15 protein-coding genes are annotated in these 16,889 nt (G+C 69.1%); 6 read left to right on the forward strand and 9 right to left on the reverse strand.

Features of this window, described 5'->3' with window-relative positions:
* Nucleotides 1-76: 76 nt before the first annotated feature.
* Nucleotides 77-2,812, forward strand: a complete 2,736-nt coding sequence (locus GTZ93_RS20435; RefSeq protein WP_139916568.1) for a hypothetical protein — start codon at nucleotides 77-79, stop codon at nucleotides 2,810-2,812.
* Between the two features lie 10 nt (nucleotides 2,813-2,822).
* On the opposite strand, the gene fumC is transcribed toward GTZ93_RS20435, so the two are convergent.
* Nucleotides 2,823-4,220 (reverse strand): class II fumarate hydratase, encoded by a 1,398-nt coding sequence (gene fumC / locus GTZ93_RS20440; protein ID WP_139916570.1) that lies wholly within the window; start codon nucleotides 4,218-4,220, stop codon nucleotides 2,823-2,825.
* A gap of 198 nt (nucleotides 4,221-4,418) precedes the next feature.
* Nucleotides 4,419-4,961: a Uma2 family endonuclease gene (locus GTZ93_RS20450; RefSeq protein WP_276528791.1), complete on the reverse strand. Its 543-nt coding sequence runs from the start codon at nucleotides 4,959-4,961 to the stop codon at nucleotides 4,419-4,421.
* Nucleotides 4,962-5,218: 257 nt separating this feature from the next.
* Between GTZ93_RS20450 and GTZ93_RS20455 the strand changes: the two genes are divergently transcribed.
* Both GTZ93_RS20455 and GTZ93_RS20460 read left to right on the forward strand, forming a co-directional pair.
* Complete coding sequence (locus tag GTZ93_RS20455; RefSeq protein ID WP_126933475.1) at nucleotides 5,219-5,770, forward strand: PDC sensor domain-containing protein; 552 nt, start codon at nucleotides 5,219-5,221, stop codon at nucleotides 5,768-5,770.
* Between the two features lie 37 nt (nucleotides 5,771-5,807).
* Complete coding sequence (locus tag GTZ93_RS20460) at nucleotides 5,808-7,715, forward strand: methyl-accepting chemotaxis protein (RefSeq protein ID WP_139916574.1); 1,908 nt, start codon at nucleotides 5,808-5,810, stop codon at nucleotides 7,713-7,715.
* A 32-nt stretch (nucleotides 7,716-7,747) separates the two neighbouring features.
* On the opposite strand, the gene GTZ93_RS20465 is transcribed toward GTZ93_RS20460, so the two are convergent.
* Nucleotides 7,748-8,107, reverse strand: coding sequence for a PspC domain-containing protein (locus GTZ93_RS20465; protein ID WP_120575294.1), 360 nt, complete (start codon nucleotides 8,105-8,107; stop codon nucleotides 7,748-7,750).
* Between the two features lie 275 nt (nucleotides 8,108-8,382).
* On the opposite strand from GTZ93_RS20465, the gene aceB reads away from it, so the two are divergent.
* The 3 genes from aceB (at nucleotide 8,383) to GTZ93_RS20480 (ending at nucleotide 11,984) form a co-directional block, all read left to right on the forward strand.
* Entirely contained in the window at nucleotides 8,383-10,005 is a 1,623-nt protein-coding gene (aceB, locus tag GTZ93_RS20470) for a malate synthase A (protein ID WP_139916576.1), read from the forward strand.
* Nucleotides 10,006-10,067: 62 nt separating this feature from the next.
* Entirely contained in the window at nucleotides 10,068-11,354 is a 1,287-nt protein-coding gene (aceA, locus tag GTZ93_RS20475; protein ID WP_139916578.1) for an isocitrate lyase, read from the forward strand.
* 213 nt (nucleotides 11,355-11,567) lie between these two features.
* Nucleotides 11,568-11,984 carry a hypothetical protein gene (locus GTZ93_RS20480; protein WP_139916580.1) on the forward strand — a complete coding sequence of 139 codons (417 nt, stop codon included), beginning with the start codon at nucleotides 11,568-11,570 and terminating at the stop codon, nucleotides 11,982-11,984.
* Between the two features lie 60 nt (nucleotides 11,985-12,044).
* On the opposite strand, the gene GTZ93_RS20485 is transcribed toward GTZ93_RS20480, so the two are convergent.
* The 6 genes from GTZ93_RS20485 to GTZ93_RS20510 all read right to left on the reverse strand — a co-directional run bounded on the left by GTZ93_RS20485 (nucleotide 12,045) and on the right by GTZ93_RS20510 (nucleotide 16,794).
* Entirely contained in the window at nucleotides 12,045-12,290 is a 246-nt protein-coding gene (locus tag GTZ93_RS20485) for a hypothetical protein (RefSeq protein WP_139916582.1), read from the reverse strand.
* Nucleotides 12,291-12,372: 82 nt separating this feature from the next.
* Nucleotides 12,373-12,708, reverse strand: a complete 336-nt coding sequence (locus GTZ93_RS20490; protein WP_139916584.1) for a hypothetical protein — start codon at nucleotides 12,706-12,708, stop codon at nucleotides 12,373-12,375.
* A 26-nt stretch (nucleotides 12,709-12,734) separates the two neighbouring features.
* Entirely contained in the window at nucleotides 12,735-14,021 is a 1,287-nt protein-coding gene (locus tag GTZ93_RS20495; RefSeq protein ID WP_121752641.1) for a TIGR04013 family B12-binding domain/radical SAM domain-containing protein, read from the reverse strand.
* 28 nt (nucleotides 14,022-14,049) lie between these two features.
* Nucleotides 14,050-14,973: a type VI immunity family protein gene (locus tag GTZ93_RS20500; RefSeq protein ID WP_139916586.1), complete on the reverse strand. Its 924-nt coding sequence runs from the start codon at nucleotides 14,971-14,973 to the stop codon at nucleotides 14,050-14,052.
* Nucleotides 14,973-15,782 carry a hypothetical protein gene (locus GTZ93_RS20505; RefSeq protein WP_139916588.1) on the reverse strand — a complete coding sequence of 270 codons (810 nt, stop codon included), beginning with the start codon at nucleotides 15,780-15,782 and terminating at the stop codon, nucleotides 14,973-14,975. Before GTZ93_RS20505 ends, GTZ93_RS20500 begins: the two co-directional genes overlap by 1 nt.
* Before the next feature lie 88 nt (nucleotides 15,783-15,870).
* A complete protein-coding gene (locus GTZ93_RS20510) occupies nucleotides 15,871-16,794 on the reverse strand; it encodes a heparin lyase I family protein (RefSeq protein WP_306464181.1) in 924 nt (307 codons plus the stop codon).
* Between the last annotated feature and the right edge of the window lie 95 nt (nucleotides 16,795-16,889).

Consider the following 16,889-nt stretch of genomic DNA (forward strand, 5'->3'; position numbering starts at 1 on the left):
CGCTCCAGCGGATTTGATAGGGATTGCCCCCGCCACGCTGGACCGGACACTCCAGGCCCAGCACAGAGGGGGATGCATGACGTTGAAGTCCGTGAAGCTGTTGCTGGCGGGAGTACTGGCCCTGGGGATGGCCTGCGGCGGGAAGAGCACGCCGGAAGGCCCGCGGGACGCGTACCCCGTCTGGGATGGACAGACGGGCGACCGTCCTGGAAAGAGGACGAGCGCGCCCCGCGACCTGATGGACCTGGGCACCACCCTCCTGTTCACCCAGGACGACGGCGTCCACGGCCGCGAGCTCTGGACGACGGACGGCTCCGCGCAGGGGACCGCGATGATGGTGGACCTGCTGCCCGGGCTCCCGGGCTCCGAGCCGGACACCTTCACGAGGGCGGACGACGGCAGCGTCTACTTCGTGGCCCGGACGACCTACGCCTCCGACACCGCGATTCCCCGAGGCGCGGACACCTTCGCGCTGTTCCGCACCCGGGGAACCGCGGAGAGCACCACCCTGTTGCTGGCGCTGCCCCACCGCCCGGGCTTCCTCGTCACCGCGAGCGGCGGCGTCTACCTGTCTGCGCCGGACTTCACGGACTCCGGCGAGGACGCGGCGTCGCTCTGGTTCAGCGACGGCACGCCCGGGGGCAGCCGGAAGGTGGCGCTACCACCCGACGCCCGCCTCTCCCTGAAGGACTCGAGCGCCGCGACGTTGGGCAACGCGGTGCTCGTCACCGCCCGGACCTCCGTTGGGGGCTGGCAGCTGGTGAGGGCGGACGGAACGATGGAGGGGACGCGGCGGCTGGCGCTCCTGCCCCCCTATGGGAACGTAGAGACTCCCCGGCGGCTCACGACGCTGGGCGGCCAGGTGCTCTTCTGGGCGCAGGCCCTGGGAGGCCTTAGCAGGAGGGTCCTCTGGCACTCGGACGGAACGGAGGAGGGCACCGTCCCGTTCGCGGACATCGCCCCGGACCGCGACCAGGACAGCTTCTTCGTGCGGGACGGCATGGCGTTCTTCAGCGGAGAGGATCCGCTGACCGGCAGCGAGCCCTGGCGGACGGATGGCACGACGCAGGGCACCGCCCTCATCGCCGACCTGATCCCCGGCACCGCGGGCTCCCACCCCACCACGTTCACGCGCCAGGGCTTCTACGTCTACTTCACCGCGCGCACGGAGGTCGGGACGCGCCTGTTCCGCACCCTCGGGGCCGAGGAGAACACGACGCGCGTGAACGTCTGGGACGACGGCGCACAGCAGACGCCGCAGCCCACCGGGGGACGGATGGTCGCCACCGTGGACGCCCTGTTCTTCCTCGCCACCACGCAGGCGGACACGTCGCTCCGGCTGTGGCGCGTGGGAGCGACCACCGCCGGGGCGACGGCCGTGTCGGGGCCGCTCTCCGTGCCCATGAGCCTGGAGATACCGGCGCGAGGCGTCCTCTATCTCAGCAGCCTGGAGGACGGGCTCTGGACGCACAATGGCATGACAGGCCCCGCGACCCAGGTCGTGCCGCCATCTCCCCTGCCCGCGGACTCCTGGGAGGGAGCCACGGAAGCGGTGGACCTGGGCGGCACGCTGTACTTCACCCAGCGCGACCCCACCCGGATGGACACCTGGCGGCTGTGGAAGAGCGATGGCACGGCGGCGGGAACGGTCCAGGCGAAGACTCCCGTCGCGGGCGAGTTCAACCACGTGCAGCTGTCACCGGAGATGCTCACCGTCGTGAACGGGCAGCTCCTGTTCGCAGCCATGTCTCCGGAGCTCCAGGTGCCCTACTCCCTCTGGAGCTACGACCCGGCGTCCGGGAACGCCACGCGGCTCGTGACCTCGCTGGGCCGATGGGTCACGGCGACGGATCCGCTGCTGTTCACCTCCCACCCCGTCAAGGTGGGACGCCAGGCGTACTTCATGGTCGCCGGGAAGGACGGTGGCAGCCCGGACGAGCTGTGGAAGACGGACGGCACCGAGGCGGGCACCGTGCGGCTGAAGGCCGGCCTCGCGCCCTACTTCGCGACGAACTTCATGCCCGTGGGCTCACGGCTCTTCTTCGCGGTGAACAAGAGCGCGACCCGCGCGGAGCTGTGGACCAGCGACGGCACCGAAGCGGGCACCGTGCGGCTCACGGCCCCGGAGTTCACTTCGCTCATCTTCGGAGGTGCCGCCATGGGTGACCGCCTCTTCTTCTGGACCGGGCAGGGCAGCGAGACGCTGGTGCTCTGGAAGAGCGACGGCACGCCCGAGGGCACGGTGCCCGTGGGCGCCATGCCCGGCGCCCAGCCGACCCCGGCGGATCCCGGCGTGGCCCTGGGGGACGCGCTCTACTTCCCCTGCGGCTTCGGCCAAGGCGTGCCCCAGCTGTGCCGGACGGACGGACAGGTCATGAACGCGATGACGGGCACGTTCGGGCCGGAAGGCACGCCCCTGAGGCCCAACCACCTGACGGTGCAGGACGGCCACCTGCTCTTCTGGGCCGCGACCCCCACGAACGGCTACGCCCTGTGGCGCGCGGAGCCGGGGGGCGCCCCCACCCTGCTGATGCAGGCGCGGGCGGGGATGAGCGCGGTGGCCACGCCGGGCCCGCTCGTGCGGAGCAGGCCCGGAGGCCCCTTCCTCTTCGCCGCGTCGGACGGCACCTCCGGCCTGGAGCTGTGGAAGACGGACGGCACGCCCGGGGGCACGGTGCGCGCCGCGGACATCGCGCCGGGGCTCCTGTCCTCCGCACCCGGTTGGCCCATGGTGCCCTCGGGTGACCGCGTGTACTTCCCGGCCTGGACGCCCACCGAAGGCCGGGAGCTGTGGGCCCTGCCCCTGCCGTGAGGCGCAAGGACTAGAGGTTGCCGGTCATCTTCTCCGGCCGGACCCACTGGTCGAACTGCTCGGCGGTGACGAGCCCCAGCTCCACCGCCACCTCCTTCAGCGTCTTGCCCTGCTTGTGGGCCGTCTTGGCGATCTTCGCCGCGTTGTCGTAGCCGATGTGCGGGTTGAGCGCGGTGACGAGCATCAGGCTGCGCTGGAGGTTCTCCTGGAGGCGCGGGAGGTTCGGCTCGATGCCCACCGCGCAGTTCAGGCGGAAGCTGCGCATGCCGTCCGCGAGCAGGCGGCAGCTCTGCAGGAAGTTCTGGATGATGAGCGGCTTGAAGACGTTGAGCTCGAAGTTGCCGGACGCGCCGCCCAGGGAGATGGCCACGTCGTTGCCCATCACCTGGGCGGACAGCATGGTGAGCGCCTCGCTCTGCGTGGGGTTCACCTTGCCCGGCATGATGGAGCTGCCCGGCTCGTTCTCCGGGATGTTGATTTCCCCAATGCCCGAGCGCGGCCCCGAAGACAGCCAGCGGATGTCATTGGCCACCTTGAACAGCACCGCCGCCAGGCCCTTGAGCGCGCCGTGTCCCTGCACCAGCGCGTCGTTGGCGGCCAGCGCCTCGAACTTGTTGGGCGCGGTGACGAAGGCGTGGCCGGTGAGCTTCGCGATTTCCGCCGCCACGCGCTCGGCGTAGCCCGGGGGCGCGTTGAGGCCGGTGCCCACGGCGGTGCCGCCCAGCGCCAGCTCCATCATGTGCGGCAGGGCCGCCTCGATGTGGCCCTTCGCGCGGTCCAACTGCGCCACGTAGCCGCTGAACTCCTGGCCCAGGGTGAGCGGGGTCGCGTCCTGCAGGTGCGTGCGGCCAATCTTCACGATGGACTGGAACGCCTGGGACTTCTGGGCGAGCACGTCGCGCAGGGCGACCAGCTCCGGCAGCACGTGCTTCACCACGGCCTCCACGGCGGCCACGCTCATCGCGGTGGGGAACACGTCGTTGGAGCTCTGGCCCTTGTTGACGTCGTCGTTGGGGTGGACCTTCCGGCCCTCACCGCGCTCGCCGCCCAAGAGCTCCGAGGCGCGGTTGGCCAGCACCTCGTTGCAGTTCATGTTCGTCTGGGTGCCGCTGCCCGTCTGCCACACCAGCAGGGGGAACTCCTCGTCGTGCTGGCCGGCGAGCACTTCATCCGCGGCCTTCACGATGGACTGGGCCTTCTCCTTGGAGAGGGAGCCGTTCTCCTGGTTCACGAGCGCGGCGGCCTTCTTCACCAGCACCAGCGCGTGCACGAGCGCCGTCGGCATGCGCTCGGAAGAGATGGCGAAGTTCTGGCGGCTGCGCTGGGTCTGCGCGCCCCAGAGCCGGTCGGCAGGGACTTCGATGGGACCAAAGGTGTCCTTCTCGATGCGAACATTCTTCGTGCTCACGGTGCGGCCTCCGCGGAAAGGAACGATGTCCCGCGCGATTAACACCGCCGGGCCGTCACGGCAGGGCAGAGTGACGCCCCTGGCATGAGTGTCACTTCGTGAGCACCGCGGGCACCGTGCACGAAGGCGACACCGTGCGCCTGCTGGACGTGAACCCGGACGCCCCGCGCATCATCCGGCCCAAGCTGCCCTGAGCCATCACCGGCTCCAGAGCCTGCCCAGGTTCAGAGGCACCGCATCGAAGGGAACAGCATTCACAGTGCCGCTTCCGAGGTGTACCTCGTGCAGGCGCCACTGGCCGTCCTGGAGACGGTGGATTTCCAACCCCTCCGCCAGCGGGTCGATGAACCACAGCCACTCCACGCCCGCGCGTGCATAGACGCGCATCTTCGGACCCCGGTCCCACCGGTAGGTGGACGGTGACAACACCTCGCCAATCCAATCAGGAGCCAGGGAGAAGACAGGCGTGTTTGGAATGCGAGGCATCCGCTCGCGGCGCCATCCCGCGAGGTCTGGCACCAGCGCATCCCCCGTTCCCGCGAAGCGCAGCTCCGGTTCATACAGGATGACCCATCCACCGGGCCCATTGCTGCCCTCGTCGAACGGCCCATCAAGCCACCCTCCGAGCTTCGTCGCCGCCCTCGCGTGGGGAGACGCCGGCCTGGGACTGACGACCAGCTCCCCTTCGATGATCTCCCCCACCTTCGTCGGCGGCACGTCCTCCAGGGCGGCGTACGACACCGACTTCCCCTTCCCACTCCCGTTTCCATCGCCCATGCGCGCAAGGATGCCCCCTACCCCTGACATCCTCAAGCCAGGGCCGACCCACACCCGAACGGGGAGGCAGGAAGACAGGCCCGTGCAGTGCTGCCTGCCCTGAACCCGATGAAAACAAGCTTAGTTTGAATTAAAAAATTCACACATACCCGGGATGACGGCGCCATTGAGTCCGTGACACACTTTTCTCAATCGTTCTCACGGCTCCTGGGGATGCCTGCATGTCCATTCATTGGCTGGGTTTGGCGCTGGCAGCCTGGGGGCACCTGCCTCCGGACGGCGTCGCGCAGCTCCAGAAGGTGGATGGCGTGATGCCCCACCTGCGGCGTCTGGCGGAGGACCCGGAAGTGGTGCGCGCCCTCCGCGCCCAGAACGCTCACCGCACACCGCTTGCCACCATCCAACAGCTGGACGCGGAATGGATGGCGACCCCGGGCCTCACGCCCCACAAGCAGCGCGTGCTGGACGGCCCCTGCACGGGCGCGCTCCGCCGCCTGCGGGAGCGCCTGGGCCCGGCGATGGCGGAGGCCTTCGCCATGGATGATCAAGGCGCGCTCGTCTGCGCCAGCCGGCGCACGTCCGACTACTGGCAGGGCGACGAGGCCAAGTGGCGCCTCACCTACGCCCAGGGCCGCGGCGGCCCCGCGCTGAGGGAAGCCCCCTTCTTCGACGAGTCCACCCAGGCCTACGTCATCCAGGTGTCCCTCCCCGTCCGCGATGGCGCCCAGGTCATCGGCGCGCTCACCGTGGGCCTGTCCCTGCTCGACCTGTGACACCGACCGGTCCCGTTCCCAACCTGGATTCTCCTGCATGCGACTGCTGTCCGGATTGAAGTTGCGGGGCCGCCTCACGCTATGGATCTGCCTGCTGCTCGTCGCGGCTCTCGTCCCCGCCGTCGGCGCTGGCGTCCACACCATCCGGCGCAACCTGGAGCAGCAGGTGCGCGGCGTCCTCCAGGTGGAAGCGGACGGCCTGCAGGACCTCATCGAAGCCTCGCTGCACGAGCGCGAAGCGAACGCCCACGCGTGGACCGAGGACGCCATCGTGCGTGGCGCGCTCCTCTTCGACACCTACGCCAAGAGCGACGCGGTGCTCGCCTCGCTGAACAACCGGCACACCAGCTTCGCCGGACTGGTGCTGTTCACCCCCGACGGACGCGCCGTCTCCGTGAGCCGGCCGGAGCTGCTCCAGGCCTTCGCCGGCCGCGAACAGGAGGTGCGCGCCGCGCCCTGGTTCCAGACCGCGCTGGAGGACCGGCTGGACCCCGCCGTCCTCACGGGCGCCCTCACGAAGAAGGACCCGTTCCTCGACCGCACCGTGATGCCCCTGGCCATGCCCGTGCTCAGCCCCATCTCCGGAGCCAGGGTGGGCGTGCTGCTGGCCGCGTACGACTGGGGCCAGGTGGAGAAGGTGGTCGAGGGCGCGCTCCAGCGGGCCCAGGACCGGGGCCAGAAGAGCTTCACCCTGGAGGTCCTCGCCCCGGACGGCGCCAGCCTCTTCAGCGCCCGCGCGGAAGGCACGCCGAACCTCATGAGCCCCGTGCGGGCCGAGGTCCACAACGGCACCACCCACCGCTTCGCCGCCGGCCAGGACTGGCGCTTCGTGGCGGCGATGGAGTCGGACGAGGCCTTCCTTCCCCTGCGGCGCTTCCTGCAACTCAGCCTGCTCGCGGGGAGCGCGCTCCTGGGGGTGGCCGTCCTGGCCGCCTGGGCCCTGGCGCGCGGGGTGACGCGGCCCATCGCCACGCTGAGCGCGCTGGTGTCCCGCGTGGTGCGCGAGGGCGACCTCACCCAGAAGGTGGAAGCCCACGGCCACCAGGACGAAGTGGGCGAGCTCGCCTCCGCCTTCTCCCGGATGATGGACCACCTGCGCGAGTCCACCACCAGCCTCCAGCAGGCCACCCGCGTCCTGGGGCAGACGGTGAGCGAGCTCACCGAAGCCACCGAGCAGCAGGAGCGCAACCTCACCCGGCAGGGCACCGCCATCCACGAGACGCAGGTCACCGCGAAGGAGATTCAACAGACCTCGCAGCTGGCCGCGGAGCGCTCGCAGGCCGTGCTCGCGCTGGTGGCGCGGGCGCGTGAAGCGGGCGGCGCCGGACAGACGGCGCTCGGCGCCAGCCTGGACGGCTTCGAACAGCTGCGCGACCACGGCGCGCGCCTGGCGGAAGGCATCTCCTCCCTCAACGAGCGCACGCGCCAGATTGGCGGCATCACCCAGACGGTGAAGGACCTGGCGGACCAGTCCAACATGCTCGCGCTCAACGCGGCCATCGAAGCGGTGCGCTCCGGCGAACACGGCAAGGGCTTTGGCGTGGTGGCGCGCGAAATCCGCAGCCTCGCGGATCAGTCCATCCAGGCCACCGGCAAGGTGCGCGACATCCTGGACGCCATCCGCGGCGGCATCCGCGACACCGTGGCGCTCTCAGAAGAAGGCCAGCGCCGCTCCGAGGCGGGCCTGGCCCAGGTGCGCGAGAGCGGTCAGAGCCTGCGCGCGCTGACGGACATCATCCAGGACAACGCGTCCGCGGCCCAGCAGATCGCCGCCGCCGTCATCCAGCAGAACGCCGGCATCGCGCAGATTTTCGCCGCCGTCACGGACCTGTCCCGGATGATGGACGACACCCTCCAGGCCATGCACGGCACCCAGCGCATGACGCAAGCCCTGCGCGGCGTGGCCGAGCGCATGGAGTCCGTGGCCGGCGTCTGGCGCGTCTAGCAGCGAAACGCGCCAGAAGGACGGCAGCCACGTCAGACGCGCTTCTCCCAGCGGGGCGTGTCGTCGTCCACCGGCGTGTTCGCGACCTTGGACACCCAGTCCAGCGTCCCCTGCAGCGGGGCCCGGCCAAACGCCTTCGCCGGGATGAACGCCCAGAGCAGCAGGTAGAGGGCAGCGCTCATCCCCGCGGACGCGAACAGCATCAGCACGAACGCCACCCGCACCAGCGAAACGTCCACGCCCAGCTCGCGCGCCAGCGACGCGCAGACGCCCAGCAGCGCCCGCCCCTCGCCCCGGTGCATCGGCACCGTGCGCGCACGGCAGTGCGGGCAGCGCTGCGCCTCCCCGGACAGCTCCTTCGAACAGGCCCTGCAGCGTGTCGTGACGTCCATGAGGTGACCTCCCAGTCAGGCCCCCGCTTGGCACGATGGGGGTCCCATACCTACCTACGGAACCCACCGCCCGTGATTGCACCCGCCCCTCCGATGTCGTGATTCCGGGGGTTTCTGGCCGGCTGCGTCAGTGGATTTACAGATTTAATCCAGGCGATGTTGACAGCCTTACAGGCAAGCAGCTTCTAATTCACCAAGGCTTCCCTTCCATAGACGGCAGGGACATCTTTCAGCCCGTTGGACTGCTTTTACAACGCATCTCGTCAGGAGCCGATATGGACGCGCGCACCTCCCAGAACCCCCCGGCCTTCGGCCCCGGCGTGACCGTGGAGGGCGACTGGCACCCGGATTACGCGGAGGTGCTGACGCAGGAGGCCATGGCCTTCGTGGCGAAGCTGGTCCGCACTTTCGGTGAACGGCGGGAAGCACTGCTGGAGCGGCGCAAGAAGGTGGCGCAGGACTGGCGCAAGGGCGAGCGCCCGCACTTCCTCCCGGAGACGGCGGACATCCGCAAGGGCGACTGGACCGTGTCCCCGGTGCCCGCGGACCTGCAGGACCGGCGCGTGGAAATCACCGGTCCGGTGGACCGCAAGATGATCATCAACGCGCTCAACTCCGGCGCCAGCGTCTTCATGGCGGACTTCGAGGACGCCAACAGCCCCACCTGGGACAACGTGGTGCGCGGCCAGCTGAACCTGCGCGACGCCGTGCGCAAGTCCATCTCCTTCTCCGCTGAGAACGGGAAGCACTACGCGCTGAATGAGAAGCACGCCGTGCTGTTCGTGCGGCCGCGCGGCTGGCACCTGCCGGAGCGCCACGTGCGCATCGACGGCAAGCCCATCTCCGGCTCGCTCTTCGACTTCGGCCTGTTCTTCTTCCACAACGCGCGCGAGCAGCTGAAGCGCGGCACGGGCCCCTACTTCTACCTGCCCAAGATGCAGAGCCACCTGGAGGCCCGGCTGTGGAACGACGTGTTCCACCTGGCCCAGAGCGAGCTGAACATCCCGCGCGGCACCATCAAGGCCACGGTCCTCATCGAGACGCTGCCCGCCGCGTTCGAGATGGACGAAATCCTCTACGAGCTGCGCGAGCACTCGGCCGGCCTCAACTGCGGCCGCTGGGACTACATCTTCAGCTTCATCAAGACGCTCCAGTCGGACGCGTCCGTGGTGCTGCCCGACCGCGGGCAGGTGACCATGGACAAGGGCTTCCTCAACGCCTACTCGCAGCTGCTCATCCAGACCTGTCACCGCCGGGGCGCGCACGCCATGGGCGGCATGGCCGCCTTCATCCCCATCAAGGGGGACGCCGCCGCCAACGACGCGGTGATGGCCAAGGTCCGCGCGGACAAGCTGCGTGAGGCGAAGAACGGCCACGACGGCACCTGGGTCGCGCACCCCGGTCTCGTCCCGTTGGCGAAGGAGATCTTCGACGCGCAGATGCAGGGCCCCAACCAGGTGGCCAACAAGCGCGAGGACGTGCGCATCACCGAAGCGGACCTGCTCAAGCTGCCCTCCGGCACGCGCACCGAAGAGGGCCTGCGCCACAACATCCGCGTGGGCATCCAGTACACCGCCGCGTGGCTGGGCGGCCTGGGCTGCGTGCCGCTCTACAACCTGATGGAGGACGCGGCCACGGCGGAAATCTCCCGCGCCCAGGTGTGGCAGTGGATCCACCACGAGGCCACGCTGGAGGACGGCCGCCAGGTGACTCCGGAGCTGTTCGGCAAGCTGCTCGCGGAGGAGATGGCGCGCATGGACCGCGAGGGCGCCACCGAGCGCTACGGCCAGGCGCACATGGAGAAGTCCCGCGCCCTCTTCGAGCAGCTGTCCACCGCACCCGCCTTCGAGGACTTCCTCACGCTGCCGGCCTACGAGGCCCTCGACCCGCGGTCCTGACGCCTTCCAAACGCAGCACCGAAGTCTTTTCAACCCTTCACTGTAGCCCGAGGAGTCCTGGCATGTACGACGCGACACAGACCACTTCCGATGCCTCCCCTCACGCGAAGCTCCACGCGCAGCGCTTCGAGGGAATCAAGCGCACCTACACGGACAAGGACGTGGAGAAGCTGCGCGGCTCCATCCGCGTGAGCCACACGCTGGCGGAGCTGGGCGCCCGCCGCCTCTGGGAGCTGCTCCACACGGACGAGTACATCAACGCGCTCGGCGCCCTCACCGGCAACCAGGCGGTGCAGATGGTGCGCGCGGGCCTCAAGGCCATCTACCTGTCCGGCTGGCAGGTCGCCGCGGACGCGAACTCCGCGGGCCAGATGTACCCGGACCAGAGCCTCTACCCGGTGGACTCCGTCCCCTCCGTGGTGAAGAAGATCAACAACGCCCTGCGCCGCGCCGACCAGATCGACCACGCGGAAGGCCGCAAGGACCGCAACTGGTTCGCGCCCATCATCGCGGACGCGGAGGCCGGCTTCGGCGGTCCGCTCAACGCCTATGAGCTGATGAAGGGGATGATCGAAGCGGGCGCCGCGGGCGTGCACTTCGAGGACCAGCTGGCCAGCGAGAAGAAGTGCGGCCACATGGGCGGCAAGGTGCTGGTGCCCACCAGCCACTTCGTGCGCACGCTGACCGCGGCGCGCCTGGCGGCGGATGTGATGGGCGTGTCCACGCTGCTCGTCGCCCGCACGGACGCGGACAGCGCCAAGCTGCTGATGAGCGACGCGGACGAGTACGACCACGCCTTCATCGACAAGGCGGCAGGCCGCACGGCGGAGGGCTTCTACCGCATCAAGGGCGGCCTGGAGTGCGCCATCGCGCGCGGCCTGGCCTACGCGCCGTACGCGGACCTGGTGTGGTGCGAGACCAGCACCCCGGACCTGGCGCAGGCCAAGGCCTTCGCCGAGGGCATCCACAAGCAGTTCCCCAACAAGATGCTCGCGTACAACTGCTCGCCGTCCTTCAACTGGAAGAAGAACCTGGACGACAGCACCATCGCGAAGTTCCAGCGGGAGCTGGGCGCCATGGGCTACAAGTTCCAGTTCGTCACCCTGGCGGGCTTCCACGCGCTGAACTTCTCCATGTACGAGCTGGCCCGTCAGTACAAGGACCGCGGCATGGCGGCCTACAGCGAGATGCAGCAGTCGGAGTTCGGCGCGGAGAAGAACGGCTACACCGCCACGCGCCACCAGCGCGAGGTGGGCACCGGCTACTTCGACCAGGTCGCCGAGGTGATTTCCGGCGGCAGCGCCAGCACCCTGGCCCTGCACGAGTCCACCGAGGCCCACCAGTTCTAGGCCTGGCGGATCAGGCTCGGACGCCCTGAAAAGGCACTGAAGGCCGTGGCGTTCCAGGGGAAATCCCCTGGGATTCCGCGGCCTTCGCCGTTCGCGAGGCGAAAGAGGCAACTTCCCCGGGGCTGGGGCGATAATGCAGGGAACGAACTTGAAGCCCCACAGGCACGCCTTCGGGTGCGCCGCGCAGACCGGGGCCTTTTGACGGGAGCCGCCATGAACCGCATCACGTCTCTCTCCGGTCCTCGGGTGCAGCCGACCGCGACGAACACCGCCTCCTCCGTGTCGGGCAGCCGCTTCGGCTCGCTGATGTCGGGTGCGGCCGCGCAGCCGAAGATGGGCGCGCAGCTGACGGGCGGTTCGGTGGTGTCGACGGCGCTGGCGCAGATGGGGGCCACGCCGCACGGCGGGCTGATGAACGCCTACACCGCGGGCGCCACCTCTACGCCCATCAACGTCTCGGGCAATCAGACCCAGCAGACCCAGCAGCAGGCCGCGACCTCGCAGACGGGCGCGGAGCCCAAGAGCGAGGAGATGCAGGCCATCGAGGACCTGGCCATCATGTCCGCGGTGTCCATGTCCCAGTCCATCCTGCACATGGGCGGAATGAAGCTGACCCTGGACCGCGAGTAGTCCCCGCGTTCCAAGGCCGTCCTTCACAGCATCTGCTTCACTGAAGCCCTGGGGGAGACCTCAGGGCTTTTTCTTGTCGCTGTCGTCGCTGTACTGGTCGCGGATGCCGTCGTGCCGGTTCCGCGTGTCGTTGTAGGGCTGATCCACGTCGGTGCGCTGCCCGCCGTTCTGCCCGGTGACGTCGTTGAGTTCCTCGGCGCGCCCCTCCGCGGGCACCCGGTCGCCGTGCTCCTCCGGGTCCTTCTGCTTGCTTGGATCCAGCGGGATGCCGGCGCTCTTCTTGAGGTATTCGTCCTTGGGGTCCATGCCGTCACTCCTCCCTTGAGTCCTCAAGGTGGTGACGGAAGCGCCGCACCGGGAGCGGCCGGGCGGACAGGGGGCCCTTTCCTCAGTTGAGGTACTTCGGCTTCGCGGGCGCGGCGGGCGACTGGGCCTTCATCATCTCCAGCCCCTGGCGGGTGAGGACGAAGCGGACGACGCCGGAGCCGCGCTCGGTCTCGATTTCAGCCTCGAAGGCGGGCCCGGCGATGCCGCCCAGGGACACGTCCTTGCGCAGGTTGTTCACGCGGCCGGAGAGCAGATCGCCGGCCACCTCTCGCGAGCCCTCGCCGCGCGTGTACAGCTCGAAGGCGGCCTCGTGCAGCGTCATGGCCAGCGCCGGGGTGAGGGGCTGGGAGCTGAAGAGCACGGAGATGAGGAGCCAATAGGGCGTCTGTTCAGCCATCGCGGAGAGCAGTGTAGCGCCCGCGGCTAGCGGGCGCGCGGCTGTCTGCGAGCGGCGATGCCTTCCGCGAGCACACCCTGCGCCCTCCAGTGGCCATACAGGCGGCCCTGGGACGCGAGGAAGTCCAGCCGCTGCCGGGTGCGCTCGTCCATGCGGCCGGGGGCCGCGTCGCGGTACGGGGTGCCGGGCAGCGGCATGAAGGTGTGGCCGTGCACGCGGGCGCCCAGGTCGGACAGCCGCTGCATGAGGTCCAGCGTGGCGTCCACGTCCGCGGGCTCCTCGCCGGGCAGGCCCAGGATGAAGTCCACGTTGGGCACGAAGCCGCCCTCCACCGCGAGCCGCGCGGCGCGCACCACGGTCTCCACGTCGTGGCCACGCCGGGTGGCCTGGAGGATGCGCTCGGAGCCGGACTGACCGCCGATGATGAGGTTGTCGTTGGCCACGTAGCGCTTGAGCAGCGCCAGGGACTCCGGCGTGACGTGCTCCGGGCGCACCTCCGAGGGGAAGGTGCCGTAGTAGATGCGTCCGTCCGGGGCCATGGCCTCCGTCACGGCGGCGAGCAGCTCCTCCACGGCGGCCAGGTTCACGGTCTCGTTGGGGGTACCGTAGGACAGGGACGTGGGGGTGATGAAGCGCAGGTCGCGCCGTCCCGCGCGGCGCAGTTCTCGGGCCCAGTGGGCGATGTTGGCCACGGTGCGGTGCCGGAAGCGCGCCTTGGACATGAAGGGCGTCTGGCAGAAGCGGCAGGCGTAGATGCAGCCGCGGGTGATCTCGATGGCGCCGAACTTCACGTTCTTCGCGGCGAACGGAGGGAAGTCGTCCAGGCGCACGCCCTCGCCGTGGCCGTGCTGCACGAGCTTGCCGTCCTTGAGGTGCGCGGTGCCGTGCGTGGTGCGTGGGTCCTCGCCCTTGAGGACGCGGGACAGCAGGGCGCGCAGGGTGTGTTCGCCCTCGCCCACGGCGATGAGGTCGAAGCCGGCCTGGAGCGTCTGGAGCGTTTCGGCGGTGGCGTGCACGCCGCCCGCGATGCAGAGGACGTCGCGGCCCTCCAGCCGTTCGCGCACCCAGTTCAGCTCCTCCACGGAGGGGCCGAAGCTGGCGGAGTAGAAGGACCACGCGGCGACGACGGTGTCGCCCGCGTCCGCGCGTTCGCGCACGGTGGTCAGCAGGTCCTCGCGGTTGCGAGGGAAGTGCATCGACACGTCCGCGAGCGCGGGGTCCGCCTCCACGGCGCCGGCGAGCACGGTGAAGGCGTACTTGCCGGGGTACTGGTAGCTCAGGACGAGCGAGACCTTGCGAGGCGTCTGCGACATGACGACCGCGGATGATGCCACAGCGCGGTCAGAGGAAGCGGCGCTCCCACTGGCGGACCTCGGCTTCGGGGAAGAGGCCCCATTCGCCCTGGTGCGCGTAGAGCCAGGGCTCCAGCACGCGGGCCAGCTCGCGGTACGCGGGCAGTGTGTCACCGGCTTCCAGGTCCCCGGCTTCGGGGACGGGGCCCAGGGACACCACGGCGCGGTCCGGGGACAGGGATTCGACCTGTGTCGAGGGTGAGTGAAGCTTGGAACGCAGTCCCTCCACGCCGCCGAGTTCGTTCAGCACCGGAGGGCCCAGGAAGTTGAGCCACGCGGGGGGACGGAGCTTCGTGCCCAGATACAGGGCGAGTCTGTTCAGCCGGTGCACCAGATCGAAGCCCGGGTGACGCCGGGTCACTTCATGGAGGCGCGGCGTGATCGCTTGGGTCCAGGCATGGGCTTCGAGCGACAGTCCCGCGTGCCCCGAGTTCCACGGCAGTTCGCGCCCCAGGTCGATGGCCAACGCGCGGATCCACTCCGGCCCGCGCTCGTCCAGGAACTCGGTGGGCAGCCGGAACTCCAGGCAGCAGGTGTTCTCAGGGTACGTGTCGTGGAAGTTGGGCGCCGTGGTGCCACGTCCTTCGTACTTGAAGCAGATGCCGGTCGCGGAGTGATACAGTTCGTGCACCTCTGCGATGCCGGAGGCAGGCCTGAGCATCCGGGCCCGTAGAACCGCCTCTCCCTCCGCATCAAATCGTGGCCTATCCCCTGTGTAGACATCCAGGTACGCGTCGAACACGCGTGGCTCGATGGCCTCTCGATAACGCTCGAAGGCACGCCAGACCGCTGAAGCGATCTCCTCGTGAGGAGCCCGCACGTAGTAGGCAATGCTGAGGCCCTCTCGAAGCAGGACCACGTTATTGCCCTCGATATCGAGGGTCTCACGGACACTCGGGACTCGCGTGACCATCACCTGACTCCGTAGTTGGGAGACACCGTCTTCGGGATCACGTCATGTCCCAGAAGCTGCCGGTACACGTCATCCTGCCACTGTTCCGCGTAAGGGCTCCCTTCCGGGTATTGCGACCAGACTGCGGGCTTGTCCACCGGGCACGGGAACTTGAAGTCATAGACCCGCTGAATTTGAAGCGGGTTCCCCAAGGCGTGCAGCACCACATCCGGCGCGATGGTCCCCGTCAGTAGGAAGAACTGTCCTGCGGCCAGCCAGCGCGCCACCTCCTCCGGATCCAACCAACGCGTCCGGCCCGTCTTCGCATCACGAAGGTAGCGCGGCTCCAGACTGAACCGCCCCGCATCCGTGGCGCCAAGTGCCTCCTGCACGCACGCCAGTGCCGCCTCGTGCTTCGCGTTCCCCAACTGCACGGCCCGCGTCGTCTCTCGGCCGTTCGCGTCCACCACCTTCTCCTCACAGATCGCGCGAGTCGTCCGCCCTCCGGGCCCCAACAACCGCTCGTTCACGTCGAAGTTCGCCTGCTTCGCGCACTCCACCAGCACGTGCTCCACGCGGGCCACCTCCGCCGCTTCCCACAGGCGCATCACCGCCGCGGCCTGACCTGCCCGGGCCGCCGCGCGGGTCAGCCACGGCAGGATGGCGTCCTGTCCCACCTGCGACGCACACGCCGGATTGCGCAGACATCCTGCCGTCGCGGAGTCCACCGCTGTCTGGGAGTAGCTCCGGGGCCTGCGCACCGCCGGGCCTGCGCACGCGGTCCACAGCACGAGGCAGCACAGCCACCACATCCAACGGGGAGGAGTCATTCCGCGCCTCCTCGCATGGAAGCGTGGACTCCTTCAACCCACCTCCCGCCCCGGGCGCACCGGAGCGGGAGGGTCCTTCACCCGCGATTCAGCTCCGGCGACGGCGAGCCCGCATCAGGCCCAGCAGGCCCAGCAGCGAGAACGCGGCCAACGAACCACCGCTCGCGGAGCAGCCGCCGTGGAAGTTGGCGTCGCCCTCGCCCTCGTCCAGCGGAGACGGCTTCACGCCCGTGCCCGTGCCCGCGTCCACCGGCGTGCCCGCGTCCACCACGGGGTCCGGGTCCTGCGGCGAGCCCGCGTCCACCACCGGATCCGGATCCACCGGGCTGCCCGCGTCGAACACCGGGTCCTGCGGCGAGCCCGCGTCCACGGTCGTGCCCGCGTCCACCGGCGTGCCGGCATCGACCACGGGGTCCGGATCCGGCTGCACCACCGGGAACACGTCCGCGCGGGTCGTCGCCTGGATCATGCCGTCGTGGTAGACGACGCCCACCGGCTTGATGGTGTCGTCCCGGTACAGGCCCAGCTTCAGGTAGTTGTTCTGGCCAGAGAACATCGTCTTGGCCTGGGTCTTCTTCAGCACCTGGACGCCGTTGTGCCACAGCTCCACGTAGCCCACGGACGCGTCCGGGGACCACTTCACGTGGAAGATGAACTCCTGCCACGCGCCGCGCTTGAGCGCCGTGCTCCACACCGTGCCGCTGTCGTTCAGCGTCAGGCGGATGACCTCGCCCTTCACGAAGAACTCCACCGGCGGCGACCCGCAGCAGCCGTCGTGGTGCCACTGCGTGAAGAGCTGCCACGCGTCCACGCTGGGGAAGTCGTTCGCGAACATCACCTTCCAGCGGTACCAGTACTCCGAACCCACCTTCTCGTTGCTCAGATAGACGAGCTCGTTGCGGTTGCCGCTGGAGTTGATGGGATCATCGCCCTGCTTCACCGTGGCCTTGAGCGCGTACTTGCCTTCCGACACCGGGCTCGTCACCACCTGGAGCCGGTCCGAACTCACCATCTGTTCCTTGCTGTATTGGGAACGGTTTCCCGTCTCGAAATCGCCCCGCCAGACGATTTCCGCCGCAGCGAGGCTCGGGAGCAGAACAACCACGA

Source organism: Corallococcus exiguus, from assembly GCF_009909105.1.
GTDB classification, from domain to species: domain Bacteria; phylum Myxococcota; class Myxococcia; order Myxococcales; family Myxococcaceae; genus Corallococcus; species Corallococcus exiguus.

Bases quoted from the DNA above. Each gene is read 5' to 3' on its own strand.
- aceA (WP_139916578.1), top strand. From the start codon at position 10,068: ATGTACGACGCGACACAGACCACTTCCGATGCCTCCCCTCACGCGAAG.
- GTZ93_RS20460 (WP_139916574.1), top strand. From the start codon at position 5,808: ATGCGACTGCTGTCCGGATTGAAGTTGCGGGGCCGCCTCACGCTATGG.
- GTZ93_RS20505 (WP_139916588.1), bottom strand. From the start codon at position 15,782: ATGACTCCTCCCCGTTGGATGTGGTGGCTGTGCTGCCTCGTGCTGTGG.
- GTZ93_RS20510 (WP_306464181.1), bottom strand. From the start codon at position 16,794: ATGGTGAGTTCGGACCGGCTCCAGGTGGTGACGAGCCCGGTGTCGGAA.
- aceB (WP_139916576.1), top strand. From the start codon at position 8,383: ATGGACGCGCGCACCTCCCAGAACCCCCCGGCCTTCGGCCCCGGCGTG.
- GTZ93_RS20490 (WP_139916584.1), bottom strand. From the start codon at position 12,708: ATGGCTGAACAGACGCCCTATTGGCTCCTCATCTCCGTGCTCTTCAGC.
- GTZ93_RS20465 (WP_120575294.1), bottom strand. From the start codon at position 8,107: ATGGACGTCACGACACGCTGCAGGGCCTGTTCGAAGGAGCTGTCCGGG.
- GTZ93_RS20480 (WP_139916580.1), top strand. From the start codon at position 11,568: ATGAACCGCATCACGTCTCTCTCCGGTCCTCGGGTGCAGCCGACCGCG.
- GTZ93_RS20455 (WP_126933475.1), top strand. From the start codon at position 5,219: ATGTCCATTCATTGGCTGGGTTTGGCGCTGGCAGCCTGGGGGCACCTG.
- GTZ93_RS20495 (WP_121752641.1), bottom strand. From the start codon at position 14,021: ATGTCGCAGACGCCTCGCAAGGTCTCGCTCGTCCTGAGCTACCAGTAC.
- GTZ93_RS20500 (WP_139916586.1), bottom strand. From the start codon at position 14,973: ATGGTCACGCGAGTCCCGAGTGTCCGTGAGACCCTCGATATCGAGGGC.
- GTZ93_RS20485 (WP_139916582.1), bottom strand. From the start codon at position 12,290: ATGGACCCCAAGGACGAATACCTCAAGAAGAGCGCCGGCATCCCGCTG.
- GTZ93_RS20435 (WP_139916568.1), top strand. From the start codon at position 77: ATGACGTTGAAGTCCGTGAAGCTGTTGCTGGCGGGAGTACTGGCCCTG.